General features: G+C 65.2%; 14 protein-coding genes. 5 read left to right on the top strand and 9 right to left on the bottom strand.

All coding sequences use genetic code 11. The annotated features are described in order from the left end of the window. Window positions 1-334: 334 nt before the first annotated feature. From ACZBJS_RS37420 to maiA, 3 genes are read right to left on the bottom strand one after another with little or no spacing between them, the layout of a single operon-like run. Complete coding sequence (locus tag ACZBJS_RS37420) at window positions 335-1519, bottom strand: 3-hydroxybenzoate 6-monooxygenase (RefSeq protein WP_253638022.1); 1185 nt, start codon at window positions 1517-1519, stop codon at window positions 335-337. Then, a complete protein-coding gene (locus ACZBJS_RS37415; protein ID WP_057020139.1) occupies window positions 1519-2031 on the bottom strand; it encodes a MarR family winged helix-turn-helix transcriptional regulator in 513 nt (170 codons plus the stop codon). The genes ACZBJS_RS37420 and ACZBJS_RS37415 overlap by 1 nt, the downstream gene beginning before the upstream one ends. Next, window positions 2021-2653, bottom strand: a complete 633-nt coding sequence (gene maiA, locus ACZBJS_RS37410) for a maleylacetoacetate isomerase (RefSeq protein WP_076832895.1) — start codon at window positions 2651-2653, stop codon at window positions 2021-2023. Before maiA ends, ACZBJS_RS37415 begins: the two co-directional genes overlap by 11 nt. Window positions 2654-2812: 159 nt before the next feature. On the opposite strand from maiA, the gene gtdA reads away from it, so the two are divergent. Beyond that, complete coding sequence (gtdA, locus tag ACZBJS_RS37405; RefSeq protein WP_253638023.1) at window positions 2813-3853, top strand: gentisate 1,2-dioxygenase; 1041 nt, start codon at window positions 2813-2815, stop codon at window positions 3851-3853. A gap of 186 nt (window positions 3854-4039) precedes the next feature. Here gtdA and ACZBJS_RS37400 read toward each other — a convergent pair whose 3' ends face one another. The 4 genes from ACZBJS_RS37400 to ACZBJS_RS37385 form a co-directional block, all read right to left on the bottom strand. Then, window positions 4040-4867: an ABC transporter permease gene (locus ACZBJS_RS37400; RefSeq protein ID WP_463439964.1), complete on the bottom strand. Its 828-nt coding sequence runs from the start codon at window positions 4865-4867 to the stop codon at window positions 4040-4042. Then, window positions 4860-5633: an ABC transporter ATP-binding protein gene (locus ACZBJS_RS37395; protein ID WP_463439963.1), complete on the bottom strand. Its 774-nt coding sequence runs from the start codon at window positions 5631-5633 to the stop codon at window positions 4860-4862. Before ACZBJS_RS37395 ends, ACZBJS_RS37400 begins: the two co-directional genes overlap by 8 nt. Window positions 5634-5791: 158 nt before the next feature. Continuing rightward, window positions 5792-6958: an ABC transporter substrate-binding protein gene (locus ACZBJS_RS37390; RefSeq protein WP_463439962.1), complete on the bottom strand. Its 1167-nt coding sequence runs from the start codon at window positions 6956-6958 to the stop codon at window positions 5792-5794. Continuing rightward, entirely contained in the window at window positions 6912-8273 is a 1362-nt protein-coding gene (locus ACZBJS_RS37385) for an FAD-dependent oxidoreductase (protein WP_463439961.1), read from the bottom strand. Before ACZBJS_RS37385 ends, ACZBJS_RS37390 begins: the two co-directional genes overlap by 47 nt. 114 nt (window positions 8274-8387) lie before the next feature. Here ACZBJS_RS37385 and ACZBJS_RS37380 point away from each other — a divergent pair, with 114 nt between their 5' ends. Together ACZBJS_RS37380 and ACZBJS_RS37375 are read left to right on the top strand one after the other, a co-directional pair. After that, window positions 8388-9272 (top strand): LysR family transcriptional regulator, encoded by an 885-nt coding sequence (locus ACZBJS_RS37380; RefSeq protein WP_463439960.1) that lies wholly within the window; start codon window positions 8388-8390, stop codon window positions 9270-9272. A 62-nt stretch (window positions 9273-9334) separates the two neighbouring features. After that, on the top strand, window positions 9335-9598 hold the full coding sequence (locus ACZBJS_RS37375; protein ID WP_253638030.1) for a type VI secretion protein: 264 nt from the start codon (window positions 9335-9337) through the stop codon (window positions 9596-9598). A 2-nt stretch (window positions 9599-9600) separates the two neighbouring features. Here ACZBJS_RS37375 and ACZBJS_RS37370 read toward each other — a convergent pair whose 3' ends face one another. Beyond that, on the bottom strand, window positions 9601-10398 hold the full coding sequence (locus tag ACZBJS_RS37370; protein WP_463439959.1) for an enoyl-CoA hydratase-related protein: 798 nt from the start codon (window positions 10396-10398) through the stop codon (window positions 9601-9603). A gap of 179 nt (window positions 10399-10577) precedes the next feature. Between ACZBJS_RS37370 and ACZBJS_RS37365 the strand changes: the two genes are divergently transcribed. Together ACZBJS_RS37365 and ACZBJS_RS37360 are read left to right on the top strand one after the other, a co-directional pair. After that, window positions 10578-11552, top strand: coding sequence for a ketopantoate reductase family protein (locus ACZBJS_RS37365; protein ID WP_463439958.1), 975 nt, complete (start codon window positions 10578-10580; stop codon window positions 11550-11552). 40 nt (window positions 11553-11592) lie between these two features. Beyond that, entirely contained in the window at window positions 11593-12372 is a 780-nt protein-coding gene (locus ACZBJS_RS37360; protein ID WP_168859383.1) for an SDR family oxidoreductase, read from the top strand. Window positions 12373-12468: 96 nt separating this feature from the next. Here the strand turns inward: ACZBJS_RS37360 and ACZBJS_RS37355 are convergent, their stop codons facing one another. Further along, window positions 12469-13203 (bottom strand): aspartate/glutamate racemase family protein, encoded by a 735-nt coding sequence (locus ACZBJS_RS37355; protein ID WP_463439957.1) that lies wholly within the window; start codon window positions 13201-13203, stop codon window positions 12469-12471. Window positions 13204-13472 lie beyond the last annotated feature (269 nt).

Raw genomic sequence — 13472 nt, 5'->3', positions numbered from 1 at the left:
GCCACACATTCGATGTCGTCCCGGCGAAGGCCGGGACCCATAACCACAAATATTTGCGGCGCGACGGCTGGAGCCCCGGCTCGCCATAACAACGGCCTTCGGTGGCTATGGGTCCCGGATCGCGCTTCGCTTGTCCGGGACGACCAGTAGTTTAGCTAGCCGCCCAGGCCCGTCCCGCCCTACAGCCACACATTCAACGTCGTCCCGGCGAAGGCCGGGACCCATAACCACAAATGCTTGTGGCGCGAAGGCTGGGGCCCCAGCTTGCCATCACAACAGCCTTCGGTGGTTATGGGTTCCGAATCGCGCTTCGCTTGTCCGGGACGACGAGTAATTAGCTGCCCAGCCCCGTCCCGCCATACAGCCAGGCGATGTCATCGCACCACTCGACCTGCGACTTCGCGCTCATGATCGCGTTGCGGATGCGGGCGTGCTCGCCTGCGGGATGGTAGACGTGTTCGCCGATCGCGCGTGACATCAGTTGCACACGCGCGGTGCGCGGGAAGCGTTGCGCGCTGTAGGCCTCCAGCGCCGCTGTCTGATCATCGTGACTGGCCAGCATGTGAGACAGGCAGACCGCGTCCTCCATCGCCTGGCAGGCGCCCTGCGCGAAATATTGCAGCATCGGATGCGCGGCGTCGCCGAGCAGCACCACGCGGCCGTCGATCCACTGCTCGTTCGGATCGCGGTCGCACAACACCCAGAGCTTCCAGTTGGTGCCGTGGCGGATGATGTTCTGCGCCCGCTCATGGACGTGGGTAAAACCCTTCATCACCTCGGCCTCGGACACCGGCTTGCCTGCAACCGGCTCCGGCGCATTGTTGTGATAGGTGACGACGAGGTTGAACACCTTCCAGCCCGACAGCGGATAATGCACGATGTGGCATTTCGGGCCGGCCCACAGCGTCGCCGCATTCCAGCGCAAATCCTCCGGCATCTGCTCGGTCGGGATCACCGAGCGATAGGTGGTGTGGCCGGAGACGCGCGGCGGGCCGTCCGACGTCACCTGCTTGCGGATGTTCGACCACAAGCCATCGGCGCCGATCAGAAGCCGGCCGGTGATCCGCTCGCCATCGGCGAGCTTTGCCGTCACCGACGAACCATCCTGCTCGTAGCCTGCCACCTCGCTGGACACGCGCAGTTCAATCAGCTCGTGATTCTGGCACGCGCGCAGGAATACGCCATGCAGATCGCCGCGATGTACCACGGCATAGGGATTGCCAAACCGCGCGCGAAAGGCGTCGCCGAGATCGATATGGGTGATCTCGTCGGCGGTCAGCGCATCCATCAGCCGGAGCTGATCGATATAGACGGCCATGTTGCGCGCGGCCTCGCCGACACCGAGATAGTCGAAGGCGTGGAACGCGTTCGGGCCGAGTTGGATGCCGGCGCCGATCTCGCCGAGCGCGGCGGCCTTCTCCAGCAGGATCGAGCGGATGCCTTTTTGCGCGAGGCCCAGCGCCACGGCAAGGCCGCCAATGCCGCCACCCGCGATCAGGACAGGTCTCGTCTCCGCCATCAGCCCGACCTCCCGAGATGTTCGAGCGCGTCCTCGGCGCGCAGCGGCACCCGCGACGCCTCGTTGTTGAGGTCGACGAGCTGGGTCAACAGCGCCAGCAGCGTCTTGCGGTCGGCCGGCTTCAACGGCTGCAGCATCCGCGCCTGCGCCTTGTCGACCGAGGGCATGATGTCGCTCAACACAGCCGCGCCGGCCTTGGTAAGATAGAGCAGCTTGACGCGCTTGTCCTCGGGCGCCGGCTTGCGCACGATGAACTCCTTGGCCTGCAGCCGTTCGATCACGTTGCCGAGCGTGGAACGGTCGAACGCGATCACCGCCGAGAGCCTCGTGGCGTCGATGCCGGGATGGGTCGAGATCGTGACCAGCGCGGCATATTGCACCGGCGTCAGGTCGAACGCCCTGCACTCCTCGATGAACAGTGCGACCGCGATCTGCTGCATCCGCCGAAACAGATAGCCGGGCGCGGTATAGACCGCGTCCATGGTGACAGGCGCTGGTTTGTTATTCGGCATCGGGCTGCTTGTCCGGGGCGGCGTCGGCGAACGCCTTGATTTGCTTTGCCGCGGCCTCGGCCTTGAGCAGGCGCGGATAGGCCGAAACGTCGACGCCGAAGCGCCGCGCATTGGCGAGCTGCGGCACCAGGCAGAGATCGGCCAGTGTCGGCGCATCGCCAAAGCAGAACGGGCCGGACTCCGCCGCGATCAGGGTCTCGCAGGCCGACAGTCCCTCGCGATTGGCCCAGGCCGCCCATTCCGTCACCTGCTCCTCGGGCAGGCCGAGCTGACGCAGCCGCGCCAGCACCTTCAAATTCTGCACCGGATGCGTGTCACAGGCGATCGCCTGCGCAAACGCCCGCACCTTTGCGCGCCGCAGCGGATCTTTCGGCAAGAGCGGCGGGTTGGGATTGGTCTCGTCGAGCCATTCGATGATCGCGAGCGACTGGGTGAGGATCGCGCCGGCATCGCTTTCCAGGGTCGGCACCAGCCCCTGCGGATTGATCGCGAGATAGGCCGGCGCGCACTGCTCGCCCTTGCGCAGATGATGCGGCAGATGCTCTGAGGTGAGCCCCTTCAGGTTGAGGGCGATCCGGACCCGGTAGGACGCGCTGCTCCGGAAATAGCCATGCAGCTTCATCGGAACCTCCCTTGCATTATTCTGGTTTGACGCGGTTTTCTTTGCGCGAACCGGTATCCACTTCGCTCGAAAACGCCATGGCTTGCTTCATTGACGCTAGCCATATTCTCAGTATACTGTCAATTAAATTGCACCGACAAGAATGATGGGAGGCTTGCCATGGAAGCCGTGCAGAAGACCCCGGAGCGCGAGGCATTCTACAAGAAGATCGACGGCCAGAACCTCTCGGCGCTGTGGAACGTGATGAACGATCTGATCACGCCGGAGCCGAAAAGCGCCTGCCGTCCGCACTTGTGGAAGTTCGACCAGATCCGCGACTACATGAACGAGGCCGGCAAGCTGATCACGGCCAAGGAAGCCGAGCGCCGCGTGCTGGTGCTGGAAAATCCCGGCCTGCGCGGCCAGTCCAAGATCACGACCTCGCTGTTCGCCGGCGTGCAGATGGTGGTGCCGGGCGACATCGCCCCCGCCCATCGCCATGCCCAATCGGCGCTGCGCTTCGTGCTCGAGGGCAAGGGCGCGTTCACCGCCGTCGACGGCGAGCGCACCGCGATGTCGCCGGGCGACTTCGTCATCACGCCGTCGATGACCTGGCACGATCATTCCAACGAAACCAATGAGCCGATGTTCTGGCTCGACGGGCTCGACATTCCGATGGTGCAGTTCTTCGACTGCTCGTTTGCCGAAGGCGCCAAGGAAGATCAGCAGTCGATCTCCAAGCCGGCCGGCGCCAGCTTCGCGCGCTACGGCCACAATCTGCTGCCGATCGACCAGAAGCGAACCTCGAAAACCTCGCCGATCTTCAACTATCCCTATGAATACACCCGCGAGGCGCTCGAGAAGGCCAAGGCCAGCGACGAATGGGACGCCTGCCACGGCCTGAAGCTGAAGTTCTCCAACCCCGAGACCGGCGATTTTGCGATGCCGACCATCGGCACCTTCATCCAGCTGCTGCCGAAGGGTTTCAAGTCCGCGCGCTATCGCGCAACCGATGCGACCGTGTTCGCCGCGATCGAGGGCAAGGGCCGCACAAGGATCGGCGACCAGACCTTCGAATGGGGACCGCGCGACCTGTTCGTGGTGCCGAGCTGGCACTGGGTCACCCACGAGGCCGATGCCGACTCCGTGCTGTTCTCGTTCTCCGACCGCCCGGTGCAGCAGAAGCTCGACCTGTTCCGCGAGGACAGGGGCAACGCGTAACGATCGTCTGCGCAGGGCACGCAGCGCCCACCCCACGTCGTCCCGGCGAAAGCCGGGACCCATAACCACCAATCTTGATTGGTTGAACGCGTTGGAGCCCCAGCCTTTTTCTAACAACCACGCCCTGTGGTTATGGGTCCCGGCCTTCGCCGGGACGACACTTTGTGTGTGGCGGCAGCGCCCCCCTTACCGCCAGTGCAGCAACCGCGTCTCCAGCAAATTGATCAGCTTCCCAACCGCAAGCCCGAACAGCGACAGGATCACGACGCCGGCGAGCAGCTGATCGGTCTGCATCAGATTGCCGGCCTGCAGGACGAAGGCGCCGATGCCGTATTGCGCGCCGATCATCTCGGCGCTGACGACGAGCAAGAGCGCCACCGACGCGGTGATGCGGAAGCCGGCGAGGATCGAGGGCAGCGCGCCCGGCCAGATCACGCGGCGCACGATGGCGTGGAACGGCACGTTGAAGCTTTGCGCCATCCGGATCAGGTTGCGCGGCACCGCATCGACGCCGCTATAGACCGAGATCGCGGTCGAGAAGAACACGCCAAGCGCAATGGTCGCGATCTTCGGCTCCTCGCCGATCCCGAGCCACAGAATGAGCAACGGCAGCAACGCGATCTTCGGAATCGGAAACAGCGCCGAGATGAAGGTGATGCCGACGCCGCGCGCCATCGTCGACAGCCCGATCGCGAAGCCGACCACGACGCCGGCGGCCGTGCCGATGATCCAGCCGGTACCGATCCGCATGATCGACCACGACAAGTGCTGCCACAGCGCACCCGACATCGCGAGCTTATAGATCGCGACCGCGATCGCCGACGGCGCCGGCAGGAACAGCGGATTGACCCAGCCTGCGCTGCCGGCGAGTTGCCAGACCGCGATCACGAGCGCGAGCGCGATCCAGCCGGCATGGCGGCTGCCGCCAGACGTGAAGCCGGCGCCGCGAAACGCGACCGGGCGCGTCGCCTCCGCCGACTGGTCTTTCGCTTGCTGCGGCGCGCGGTCAAGCATGCTGGACCTCGCGCTCGGCATCGATCGCCTCCTTCCGGATCAACGACCACAGCTCACCTTGTAGCGCGGCCATCGGCCCGCGCGCATCCGTCGTGCCGCGCTCGGCGCGCGTCATCGGGATGGTCACGATTTCCCGGATCCGGCCAGGGCGGCGCGACAGCACCACGACGCGGTCGGCGAGCCGCACCGCTTCCTCGAGATTATGCGTGACATAGACCGCGCCCATCGCGCCGTCGGCGAGCAGGCGCACGAAATCCTCCATCAGGAGCTCGCGGGTCTGCGAATCCAGCGCCGACAGCGGCTCGTCCATCAAAAGGATCGCGGGGCGAACCGCGAGTGCCCGCGCAATGCCGACGCGCTGGCGCATGCCGCCGGACAGTTGCTTCGGATAGGCGCTGCGGAAATCCGACAGCCCGGTGCGGCGCAGCGCATCGTCGATCACGGCGCGGCGTTCGCCGGCACTCAAGGCGGTGTGCAGCAGCGGAAACGCGACGTTCTCCTCGACCGTATTCCACGGCAGCAGCGCAAAATCCTGGAATACGAAGGTCAGCGGATTGAGGCTATCAGCCGGCGCCGCGCCGCGCAGCTCGGCGGCACCTTTGCTCGGCCGCAGCAGGCCGCCGAGGATCGACAGCAGCGTGCTCTTGCCGCAGCCGGATGGACCGACGATCGCGACAATCTCGCCGGCGCGCACCGTAAAGGAGACATCGTCGAGCACGTCGAGTGCGCCGAAGCGATGGCTGATATGGTCGGCGATCAGGTCCATCTACCGGCTCACTCTTTGACCCGTCATCCTGAGGAGCGCGCACTTGCGCGCGTCTCGAAGGATGGACGGCCGGTCACTATCGGGGCCGTCGATCCTTCGAGACGCCGCTTCGCGGCTCCTCAGGATGACGGGGATAGAGTGGTGTCTGCGGTCTAACATCAATCCGCCTTCACGTAATCCTTGGCGATGATCGCATTGGCATCGAAACCCTTGTCCACGAAACCCTGCCCCTGCAGCCATTTGATCTGGTTGTCGAGGTTCTTCACGTCGAGCTTGCCGTCGGGATCGATATAGGCGCAATTGCCGACCACCTGCGCGACCGGCAGGTTGGTGTATTTGGCAATGATCTCGAGCAGCGGCCTGGTCTTGTCGTTGATCGGCGCCACGCCGTCCTTGATCGCAGTCAGGATCACGTCGTGATATTCGTGGTCGGCACGGGTGAGCGCGGTGAGTAGCCTGGTCACCAGCGGTGCGTTGGTCAGCGCCTTCGGCGACGCGAAGATGGCGCCTAACTGCCACGGCGTCTCGTCGCCGACCCAGCCGAGCAATTTCGCGCCGTTGGAATCCATCAGCGTCCGCGCGGTCGAGACCGGCAGCAGCGCGGCGTCGACAGTTTCGCCCTTCAGCGCCGCGGCCGCGTTCGACAGCGACTGCAGCGGCACTACCTTCACGTCGGACAGCTTGAAGCCGTATTTGTCGGCGAGCAGGCCGAGCGAATAATGGAAGCTGGAGCCGACCTGGGTCACCGCGACGCGCTTGCCCGCCAGATCCTTCGGCGTCTTGAGGCCGGCGGCATAGGCGTTGTTGCTGGCGAAGTAGCCGATCAGGGGATAGCCGGCCTTCTCGCGGCTCATGCCGCCGATCACCTTCAGCGTGCCCTTGCCGGCGAGATTATAGAGCCCCGCGGTGACGGCGGTGATGCCGAAATCGACATCGCCCGACGCGGTCGCGACCGCGATCGGCTGCGCCGCGTCGAAGAATTTGAGCTCGACGTCGAGGCCGGCGTCGCGGAAATAGCCCTTGTCCTGCGCAATGAACACCGGCGCCGAGGACGACAGGCGCAAGACGCCGATCTTCGCCTTCAGGAGATCATCGGCCCGCGCGAGACCGCTCGCGGCCCACACCAGGAGACCCGCGAGTGCGAGCCGCGCCCAACGCTTCATTGCCGTCCTCCGCCTGGAGCCGCTTCCGTCCCGATTAAATCGGAACGGGGCTCCAGATTCCAGTTTTGACGCGTTTTCTTCACGCGAACCGGTATCCACTTCGCTTGAAAACGCTCTAGATTCCTTCGGGCACGGCCTGATCGCGGCCAATGAACGCGCCATGTGTGCCGAGCTGTTGTTGCAACTTTTCGACGGAAATGTCGCGCGGAATCGTATTGCCCGACAGCGCGAGTGCGGCTGCGGTTCCCGCCGCCTCGCCCATCACAAAGCAGGCACCGGAGACGCGCGCCGCCGATTGCCCCTCATGGGTCATCGAGGCGCAGCGGCCGGCGACCAGGAGATTGTCGACGCCCTCCGGTACCAGCATGCGGTACGGCAACTCGTTATAGCCGCGGCTCTCCGGGATCGGCGGAAACTCGAAGATCACATCACCCGGCACATGGGATTCCTTCGGCCAACCATTGACGCCGATCGAATCCTCGAACGAGGCGCAGCCCAGCACGTCCTCGCCTGACAGCATGTAGCCGCCGATCACGCGCCGCGTCTCGCGGATGCCGAGCTGCGGCGGCAGATCGACGATGTAGGAATTCTCGAAGCCGGGCACCGTGCGCAGGAACCTGAACGCTTCGACCGCCTGGCGGCGGCCCTCGATCTCGCCGCGCGTCATGTCGTCAGGATCGATACCGGAAATGGCGCCGCCGTCGCTTCGCGTCACCTGGGTGAAATTCACCCGCCATTCGATCTGCGATTTCTGCGGCCGCACGATCGCCGACTTGCGCGGGAATGTGTGGGTGCCGGCGGCCTCGGCCTCAGCCATCAGCGCCGGGATGGTGCGCCAGGCATCGCCGGCCTTCGCTGGATCGATGCCGTTGAGGCGGAACATCATCGAGGGGTAGAGCATGCCGCCGGCATTATCGCCGACTTCATGGCGCGCACCGGCCCACACCGCGAGATCGCCGTCACCGGAGCAATCGATGAAGATGCTGGCGCGCACGGCCTGACGGCCGGCCTTGGTTTCCACCATCAGCGCACGGATATGCGAACCATCTATGACGACGCCGGCGCCGAGCGCGTGGAACAGAATGTCGACCTTGTGATGTGCGAGCAGATCGTCGGCCGCGATCTTGTAGGCCGCGGTGTCGTAGGCCTGCGCAAGGATCTTGCCGAGGATCAGATGTGGCGCGTTCAGCCCGCCGAGCCGGTCAATCCGCGCCAGGAGGTCGGAGGCGATGCCCTGCACCACGCGGTGCATCTCGCCGAAGATGTTGGCGTGCAGTCCGCAGAAGTTGGTCACGCCGGCCGCGGTGCCCATGCCGCCGAGAAATCCGTAACGCTCGATCAGGAGCGTCCGCCGTCCGGCACGTGCCGCGCCGACCGCTGCCGCGATGCCGGCCGGTCCGCCGCCAAGCACCACCACGTCATATTCGCCATAGACCGGGACCTGCCGCGCAGGTTCTTCGATCGTGCTCGCTCGCATCATTTCCGCCCTGAACAAAGTTGATTGGGCCAACTATGAATTGATGCAGATTGCAGTACAATCTACCAAATTATGTAATCAGCTTTCGCGAATCGAGAAAGGCGAGCAAGGCAGATGGATACGCTGGTCAATCTCGAAGCCTTCCTTGCCACCGCCGATGCCGGCGGCTTTTCCGCCGCGGCGCGCAAGCTCAACGTCGCGACATCCGTCGTCGCCAAACGCGTCACCCAGCTCGAGGAGCGGATCGGCACCGCGCTGTTCTACCGCTCGACCCGCCAGTTGCGGCTGACCGAGGCCGGGCAGCAATATGTGCATCGCGCCCGCGGCGTGGTTGCCGATGTCGGCGATCTCTTGTCGCGGATGGGCGAGAAGCAGCGCGACCTCTCCGATCATCTGCGCGTCAAGGCGCCGACTTCGCTGACGGTGGCGCGGCTCGCCGATGCCTTCACGATCTTCCAGAAGCAGAACACAAGCGTGAAGCTCGAGATCGTGATGATCGATCGTCCGGTCGATCCGGTGACCGAAGGTTTTGATATCGCGATCGGCGCCTTCCCGCATTCCTTTGGCGGCGTGGTTGACGAGCCCTTGTGCCGGCTGCCGCGTCTCGTATGCGCCTCGCCGGCCTATCTGAAGAAGCACGGCACGCCGAAGCATCCGCGCGACCTGGTCGATCATCGCTGCCTCAGCTTCCTGCCGACCGGACCGGAATGGCCGTTCGAGGGACCGCGCGGCCGCATCAACGTCCAGGTCCGCCCGATTCTCTCTTCGAACGAAGGCCGCGTGCTGACGCAAAGCGCGATCGCCGGCAACGGCATTGCGCTGCTCTCGCATTATCTGGTCGCGGACGCGCTGCGCGACGGCGCGTTGCAGCCGGTACTCACCGACTTTCCTATTCCGGAATTGTGGGTCAAGGCCGCCGTTCCCGAGCGCCGCATCGATGCCGCCGCGGTGCAGGCGCTGCTAAGGACATTGAAAAAATCGCTGTCGCAGCCGCTGTGATGCGACGCCGGCCTTGCCGTTGGCATGCCGACCCGAGACAAGGACGCGAAAGGATCGCCCGCTTGAAACTCCCGATCTCAATGTCGTTTGGTCTCATCATCGTCGCTGGGCCCGCGGCCGCGATCGAGACCTGCCGCTTCATTGAGGCCAAGGCGGAGCGCGAGGCCTGCTACCATCGGCAAGAGCAGGAACTTGCGGCGAAGCGCAAGCCCGAGCCGCCGGTGACGCGGTCGAGCGAATCGAAGACGTTCGATCAGCTGCAGCAGATGCGCCGCGACGACGAAGAGGTCTATCGCAGCATGCGCGGCATCTGCCGCGGCTGCTGAGCTTACGCGCCGCCGCCCCACCGGCCCGCGCGCTTCTCGGCGAACGATGCAAGCCCTTCGGCAGCTTCCGCGGTCTGCCGCTTGGCTGAATGCAGCTGGACGAGGCGCTTGTAGGCCTCGTCGTCCACCGCCATGCCGCCGAACGAGCTTTCCATCGCGAGCTTCTTGGTCTCGGCCATCGCATCCGGGGCATTGCCGAGCAGCTGCTCGACGACCTTGGCGCCGGCGCTGTCGAGATCGGCCAGTGGCACCACCTCATGGACGAGGCCGATGCGGCGGGCATCCTCGGCGCCGAACCGTTCGCCGGTCAGCGCATAGCGGCGCACCTGGCGGACGCCGATCGCGTCGCAGAGCTGCGGGATGATGATCGCCGCGGTCAGGCCCCAGCGCACCTCGGTGATCGAGAACAGCGCATTGTCGGCCGCGATCACGATATCGCAGGCCGAGATCACGCCGGTGCCGCCGCCGAAGCAGCCGCCCTGCACCAGCGCGACGGTCGGGACCGGCAGCGTGTTGAGACGCTGCACCGCCTCGAAGGTGGCGCGCGACGCCGCCTCGTTCTCCTCGAACGATTTCGGCCGCACGCCGTTGATCCATTTCAGGTCGGCGCCGGCCTGGAAATGCTTGCCGTTGCCCTTCAGTACGACGACGCGCACCGGCCTGGTCGAGAGACCGTCGATCGCGGCCAGCACGCCTGCAATCAGCGCGCCGTCATAGGCATTGTTGACCTCGGGACGATTCAGCGTGACGGTCGCGACACCCCGCGCATCGAGGCTCCACAGGACTGGGCTGGCCGACATGACGTTGCTCCCTCGTTCGGCTTTGCTGTTATCTTGTACTGGCCTTGCACTATGGCGAGAGCGGATGCCTTGATCCATCACTTTCGAGCGCGCGCGACCGCGCCACGCGCATGACGGGTTGCGCGATGCCCCGCGCTTGTGGAAACTGACCGGGCACGTTGCGGAGAATTGTTCCACTCATGCGTATTTGCATTTTCGGCGCGGGCGCCGTCGGCAGCCACTTCGCGATCCGGCTCGCACGTGCCGGCCATGATGTGGCCTGCGTGATGCGCGGGCCACATCTCGACGCGGTCAGGACCAACGGACTGACGCTGAAGGTCGGCGACACCAGCATCACCGCGAAGGTGAAGGCCTCAGCCGATCCTGCCGATTTGGGACCGCAAGACATCGTCATCAGCACACTGAAGGCGACCGGCATCGGCGCGCTCGCAGCCGGGCTCCCGCCGCTGCTTCAGCGCGACACATCAATCGTGTTCGCGCAGAACGGCATTCCCTGGTGGTACGATCTCTGCCTCCCGCCACAGCATCCCGCGATCCCCGATCTCGGCTTCCTCGATCCCGGCGGGCATTTGCGCAGCGCCGTCCCGAAGCAGCGGATCATTGGCGGCGTGATCTTTTCCTCCAACGAGGTGGGCGCGCCGGGTGTCGTCGCGAACCTGTCGCCGGACCGCAACCGCCTCTTGATCGGTGAATGCGACGATCGGCAGAGCGAGCGCATCGCCCGCCTGCGCGCGGCGCTCAACGACGCCGCGATCGAATCGCCCGAGGTCAAGCAGATCCGCGAGACGATCTGGTCGAAGCTGTTGACCAACATGTCGATGTCGGTGCTCTGCCTGTTGACCGGGCTGACTGCGCGCGGCGTCCGCGACGATCCTGACATGCAGGACGTGATCCCGCGCCTGCTCGACGAGGCCAATGCGGTGGCGACACACTATATTCCCGAGGTCAAGCGTGTCACCCGCTCAGGGCCGGCGCCGGACCACAAGCCGTCGATCCTGCAGGACTACGAACTCGGGCGCGCCATGGAGATCGACGCGCTGGTGCGCGCACCGGCGGCATTCGCCCGCGCGGCCGCCATTTCGACCCCGATGCTCGACCTGATGGCCGCGCTCGCGATCCAGAAGGCGCGTGACAAGGGCCTGTATCAGGGCTGACAATCCGACCCACCACGATAACAAGCAGGGACATCGAACCATGCAAGTCAAGGACAAGGTCTGCGTCGTCACCGGCGGCGCGAGCGGGATCGGCGAGTCGGTGGCGCGGGCCTATGCGGACGCCGGTGCTCGCGGCGTCGTGGTCGCCGATCTCAAGACCTCGCGCGATCGGCTCGCGAGCGTCGCCGGCGATATCGACGGTCTTGCCGTTACCGCCGATGTCGGGCTCGAGGAGGACATCAAGGTGTTGATCGCCGCCGCCGAGGACAAATATGGTCCGGTCGACGTGTTCTTCTCCAATGCCGGGCTCTCGCGCAAGGGACAAGAGACCGCGTCCGATGCCGATTGGGACGTGAGTTGGCGCGTGCATGTGATGAGCCACGTGTACGCGGCGCGCGCGCTGGTGCCCGGCATGCTCGCGCGCGGCTCCGGCTATCTCATCAACACCGCATCCGCCGCGGGGCTATTAGCCTCGCTGAACTCGATGCCTTACGGCGTGACCAAGAATGCCGCGGTCGCGCTCGCCGAGCATCTCGCCATCCAGTATGGCGATCGCGGCATCCGCGTCTCCGTGCTCTGTCCGCAATCGGTGCAGACGGGCATGACGACGCCGGGTCCGAGTGCCGCGCGCGTCGACGGCGTGCTGCAGCCGGGCGAGGTTGCGCGCATGGTGATCGAGGCGATGGCGGAAGAACGTTTCCTGATTCTGTCGCATCCGCAGGTGCAGGAATACATGCAGCGCAAGGCCACCAATCGCGAGCGCTGGCTGTCCGGCATGCGCCGCCTGCGCGACCGGATCTATGGCGGGGTGGCGTCATAAAGACTTCATCCGTCTGCGAGGAGCGACAGCGACGAAGCAATCCATTCTCGGCATGCGGCGCCATGGATTGCTTCGCTTCGCTCGCAATGACGAAGCTTAGTCTTCTGGAGCCGGCGCGAATCCTTCGAGCAAACCCGTGTATCTCTTCGCCCCAGGTGAGGCATAGGCACCGCGGCGCGACGTCGTCAGCTTGAGGCCGGCAAGCGCTTCCGCCTGCTTCACCGCGGCGGCCACGCCGTCGACCACGGGCACGCCGAATTTCACCGACAGCTCATGGGCAAGATCAGCCATGCCGGCGCAGCCGAGCACGATGGCGTCCGCGCCCTTGTCCAGCGCGCGGGCGATCTCGGCCTCCAGCTTCGGCCTCGCGCCCGAGCCCGGCTTCTCGAGATCGAGCACCGCGACGTCGCAGGCAGTAACCACCGCGCGGTCGGGAAAGCCGTAGCGGCGGACCAGTTCCTCCAGCGGGACGATCGAGCGCGGCAGCGTGGTGACGATGCCGATGCGCTTGGCGATCTGCCCGGCGGTGACCAGCGCCGCCTCGCAGATGCCGACCACCGGATAGCGGGCCGCCGACCGCGCGGCATCGAGCCCGGTATCGTCGAAGCAGGCGATAATGCCGGCGTCGGCATCGGGCGTCTTCAGCAACGCCTCGATCAGCCCGGGAACGGCGAAGGCCTCGTCATAGAAGCCTTCGATCGAGGCCGGTCCCATCGCAGACGTGACGGCGACGATCTCGGTGCCCGGTGCGGCCACCGCCCGCGCGGCGGTCGCGATGGTTGCGGTCATCGACACGGTGGTGTTGGGATTGACGATCAGGATCTTTGTCATGGGTGGAGAATAACATCCCTTTCGCGGCCAACCGTAGCCCGGATGAGCCAACGGGTCGCGCGAACGCGCGCCCGATGACAGGCTCCGCGAAATCCGGGGTTGGCACCGTGGGGTGATACTGTTCCCGGATTGCGCTTCGCTCATCCGGGCTTCTGTATCGGGCCTTGGTTAGTCAATCCCTTTTCGCGTCATCCACTCGCCGGGCACTTGCTTCTGTACGGGATCGGCGCGAAGGCCGTCGCCTGATGGGGTGCATTGAGGAGCCGGCC

It is taken from the genome of Bradyrhizobium sp. KZN70725 (assembly GCF_055264925.1).
Note: the sequence above shows the minus strand (reverse complement) of the source record. Positions and strands in the feature narration are given on the sequence as shown.

What these genes read in the sequence shown, in the direction of transcription:
- ACZBJS_RS37420 (WP_253638022.1), bottom strand. Translation starts at nt 1,519, where the DNA reads ATGGCGGAGACGAGACCTGTCCTGATCGCGGGTGGCGGCATTGGCGGC.
- ACZBJS_RS37415 (WP_057020139.1), bottom strand. Translation starts at nt 2,031, where the DNA reads ATGCCGAATAACAAACCAGCGCCTGTCACCATGGACGCGGTCTATACC.
- maiA (WP_076832895.1), bottom strand. Translation starts at nt 2,653, where the DNA reads ATGAAGCTGCATGGCTATTTCCGGAGCAGCGCGTCCTACCGGGTCCGG.
- gtdA (WP_253638023.1), top strand. Translation starts at nt 2,813, where the DNA reads ATGGAAGCCGTGCAGAAGACCCCGGAGCGCGAGGCATTCTACAAGAAG.
- ACZBJS_RS37400 (WP_463439964.1), bottom strand. Translation starts at nt 4,867, where the DNA reads ATGCTTGACCGCGCGCCGCAGCAAGCGAAAGACCAGTCGGCGGAGGCG.
- ACZBJS_RS37395 (WP_463439963.1), bottom strand. Translation starts at nt 5,633, where the DNA reads ATGGACCTGATCGCCGACCATATCAGCCATCGCTTCGGCGCACTCGAC.
- ACZBJS_RS37390 (WP_463439962.1), bottom strand. Translation starts at nt 6,958, where the DNA reads ATGGCGCGTTCATTGGCCGCGATCAGGCCGTGCCCGAAGGAATCTAGA.
- ACZBJS_RS37385 (WP_463439961.1), bottom strand. Translation starts at nt 8,273, where the DNA reads ATGCGAGCGAGCACGATCGAAGAACCTGCGCGGCAGGTCCCGGTCTAT.
- ACZBJS_RS37380 (WP_463439960.1), top strand. Translation starts at nt 8,388, where the DNA reads ATGGATACGCTGGTCAATCTCGAAGCCTTCCTTGCCACCGCCGATGCC.
- ACZBJS_RS37370 (WP_463439959.1), bottom strand. Translation starts at nt 10,398, where the DNA reads ATGTCGGCCAGCCCAGTCCTGTGGAGCCTCGATGCGCGGGGTGTCGCG.
- ACZBJS_RS37365 (WP_463439958.1), top strand. Translation starts at nt 10,578, where the DNA reads ATGCGTATTTGCATTTTCGGCGCGGGCGCCGTCGGCAGCCACTTCGCG.
- ACZBJS_RS37360 (WP_168859383.1), top strand. Translation starts at nt 11,593, where the DNA reads ATGCAAGTCAAGGACAAGGTCTGCGTCGTCACCGGCGGCGCGAGCGGG.
- ACZBJS_RS37355 (WP_463439957.1), bottom strand. Translation starts at nt 13,203, where the DNA reads ATGACAAAGATCCTGATCGTCAATCCCAACACCACCGTGTCGATGACC.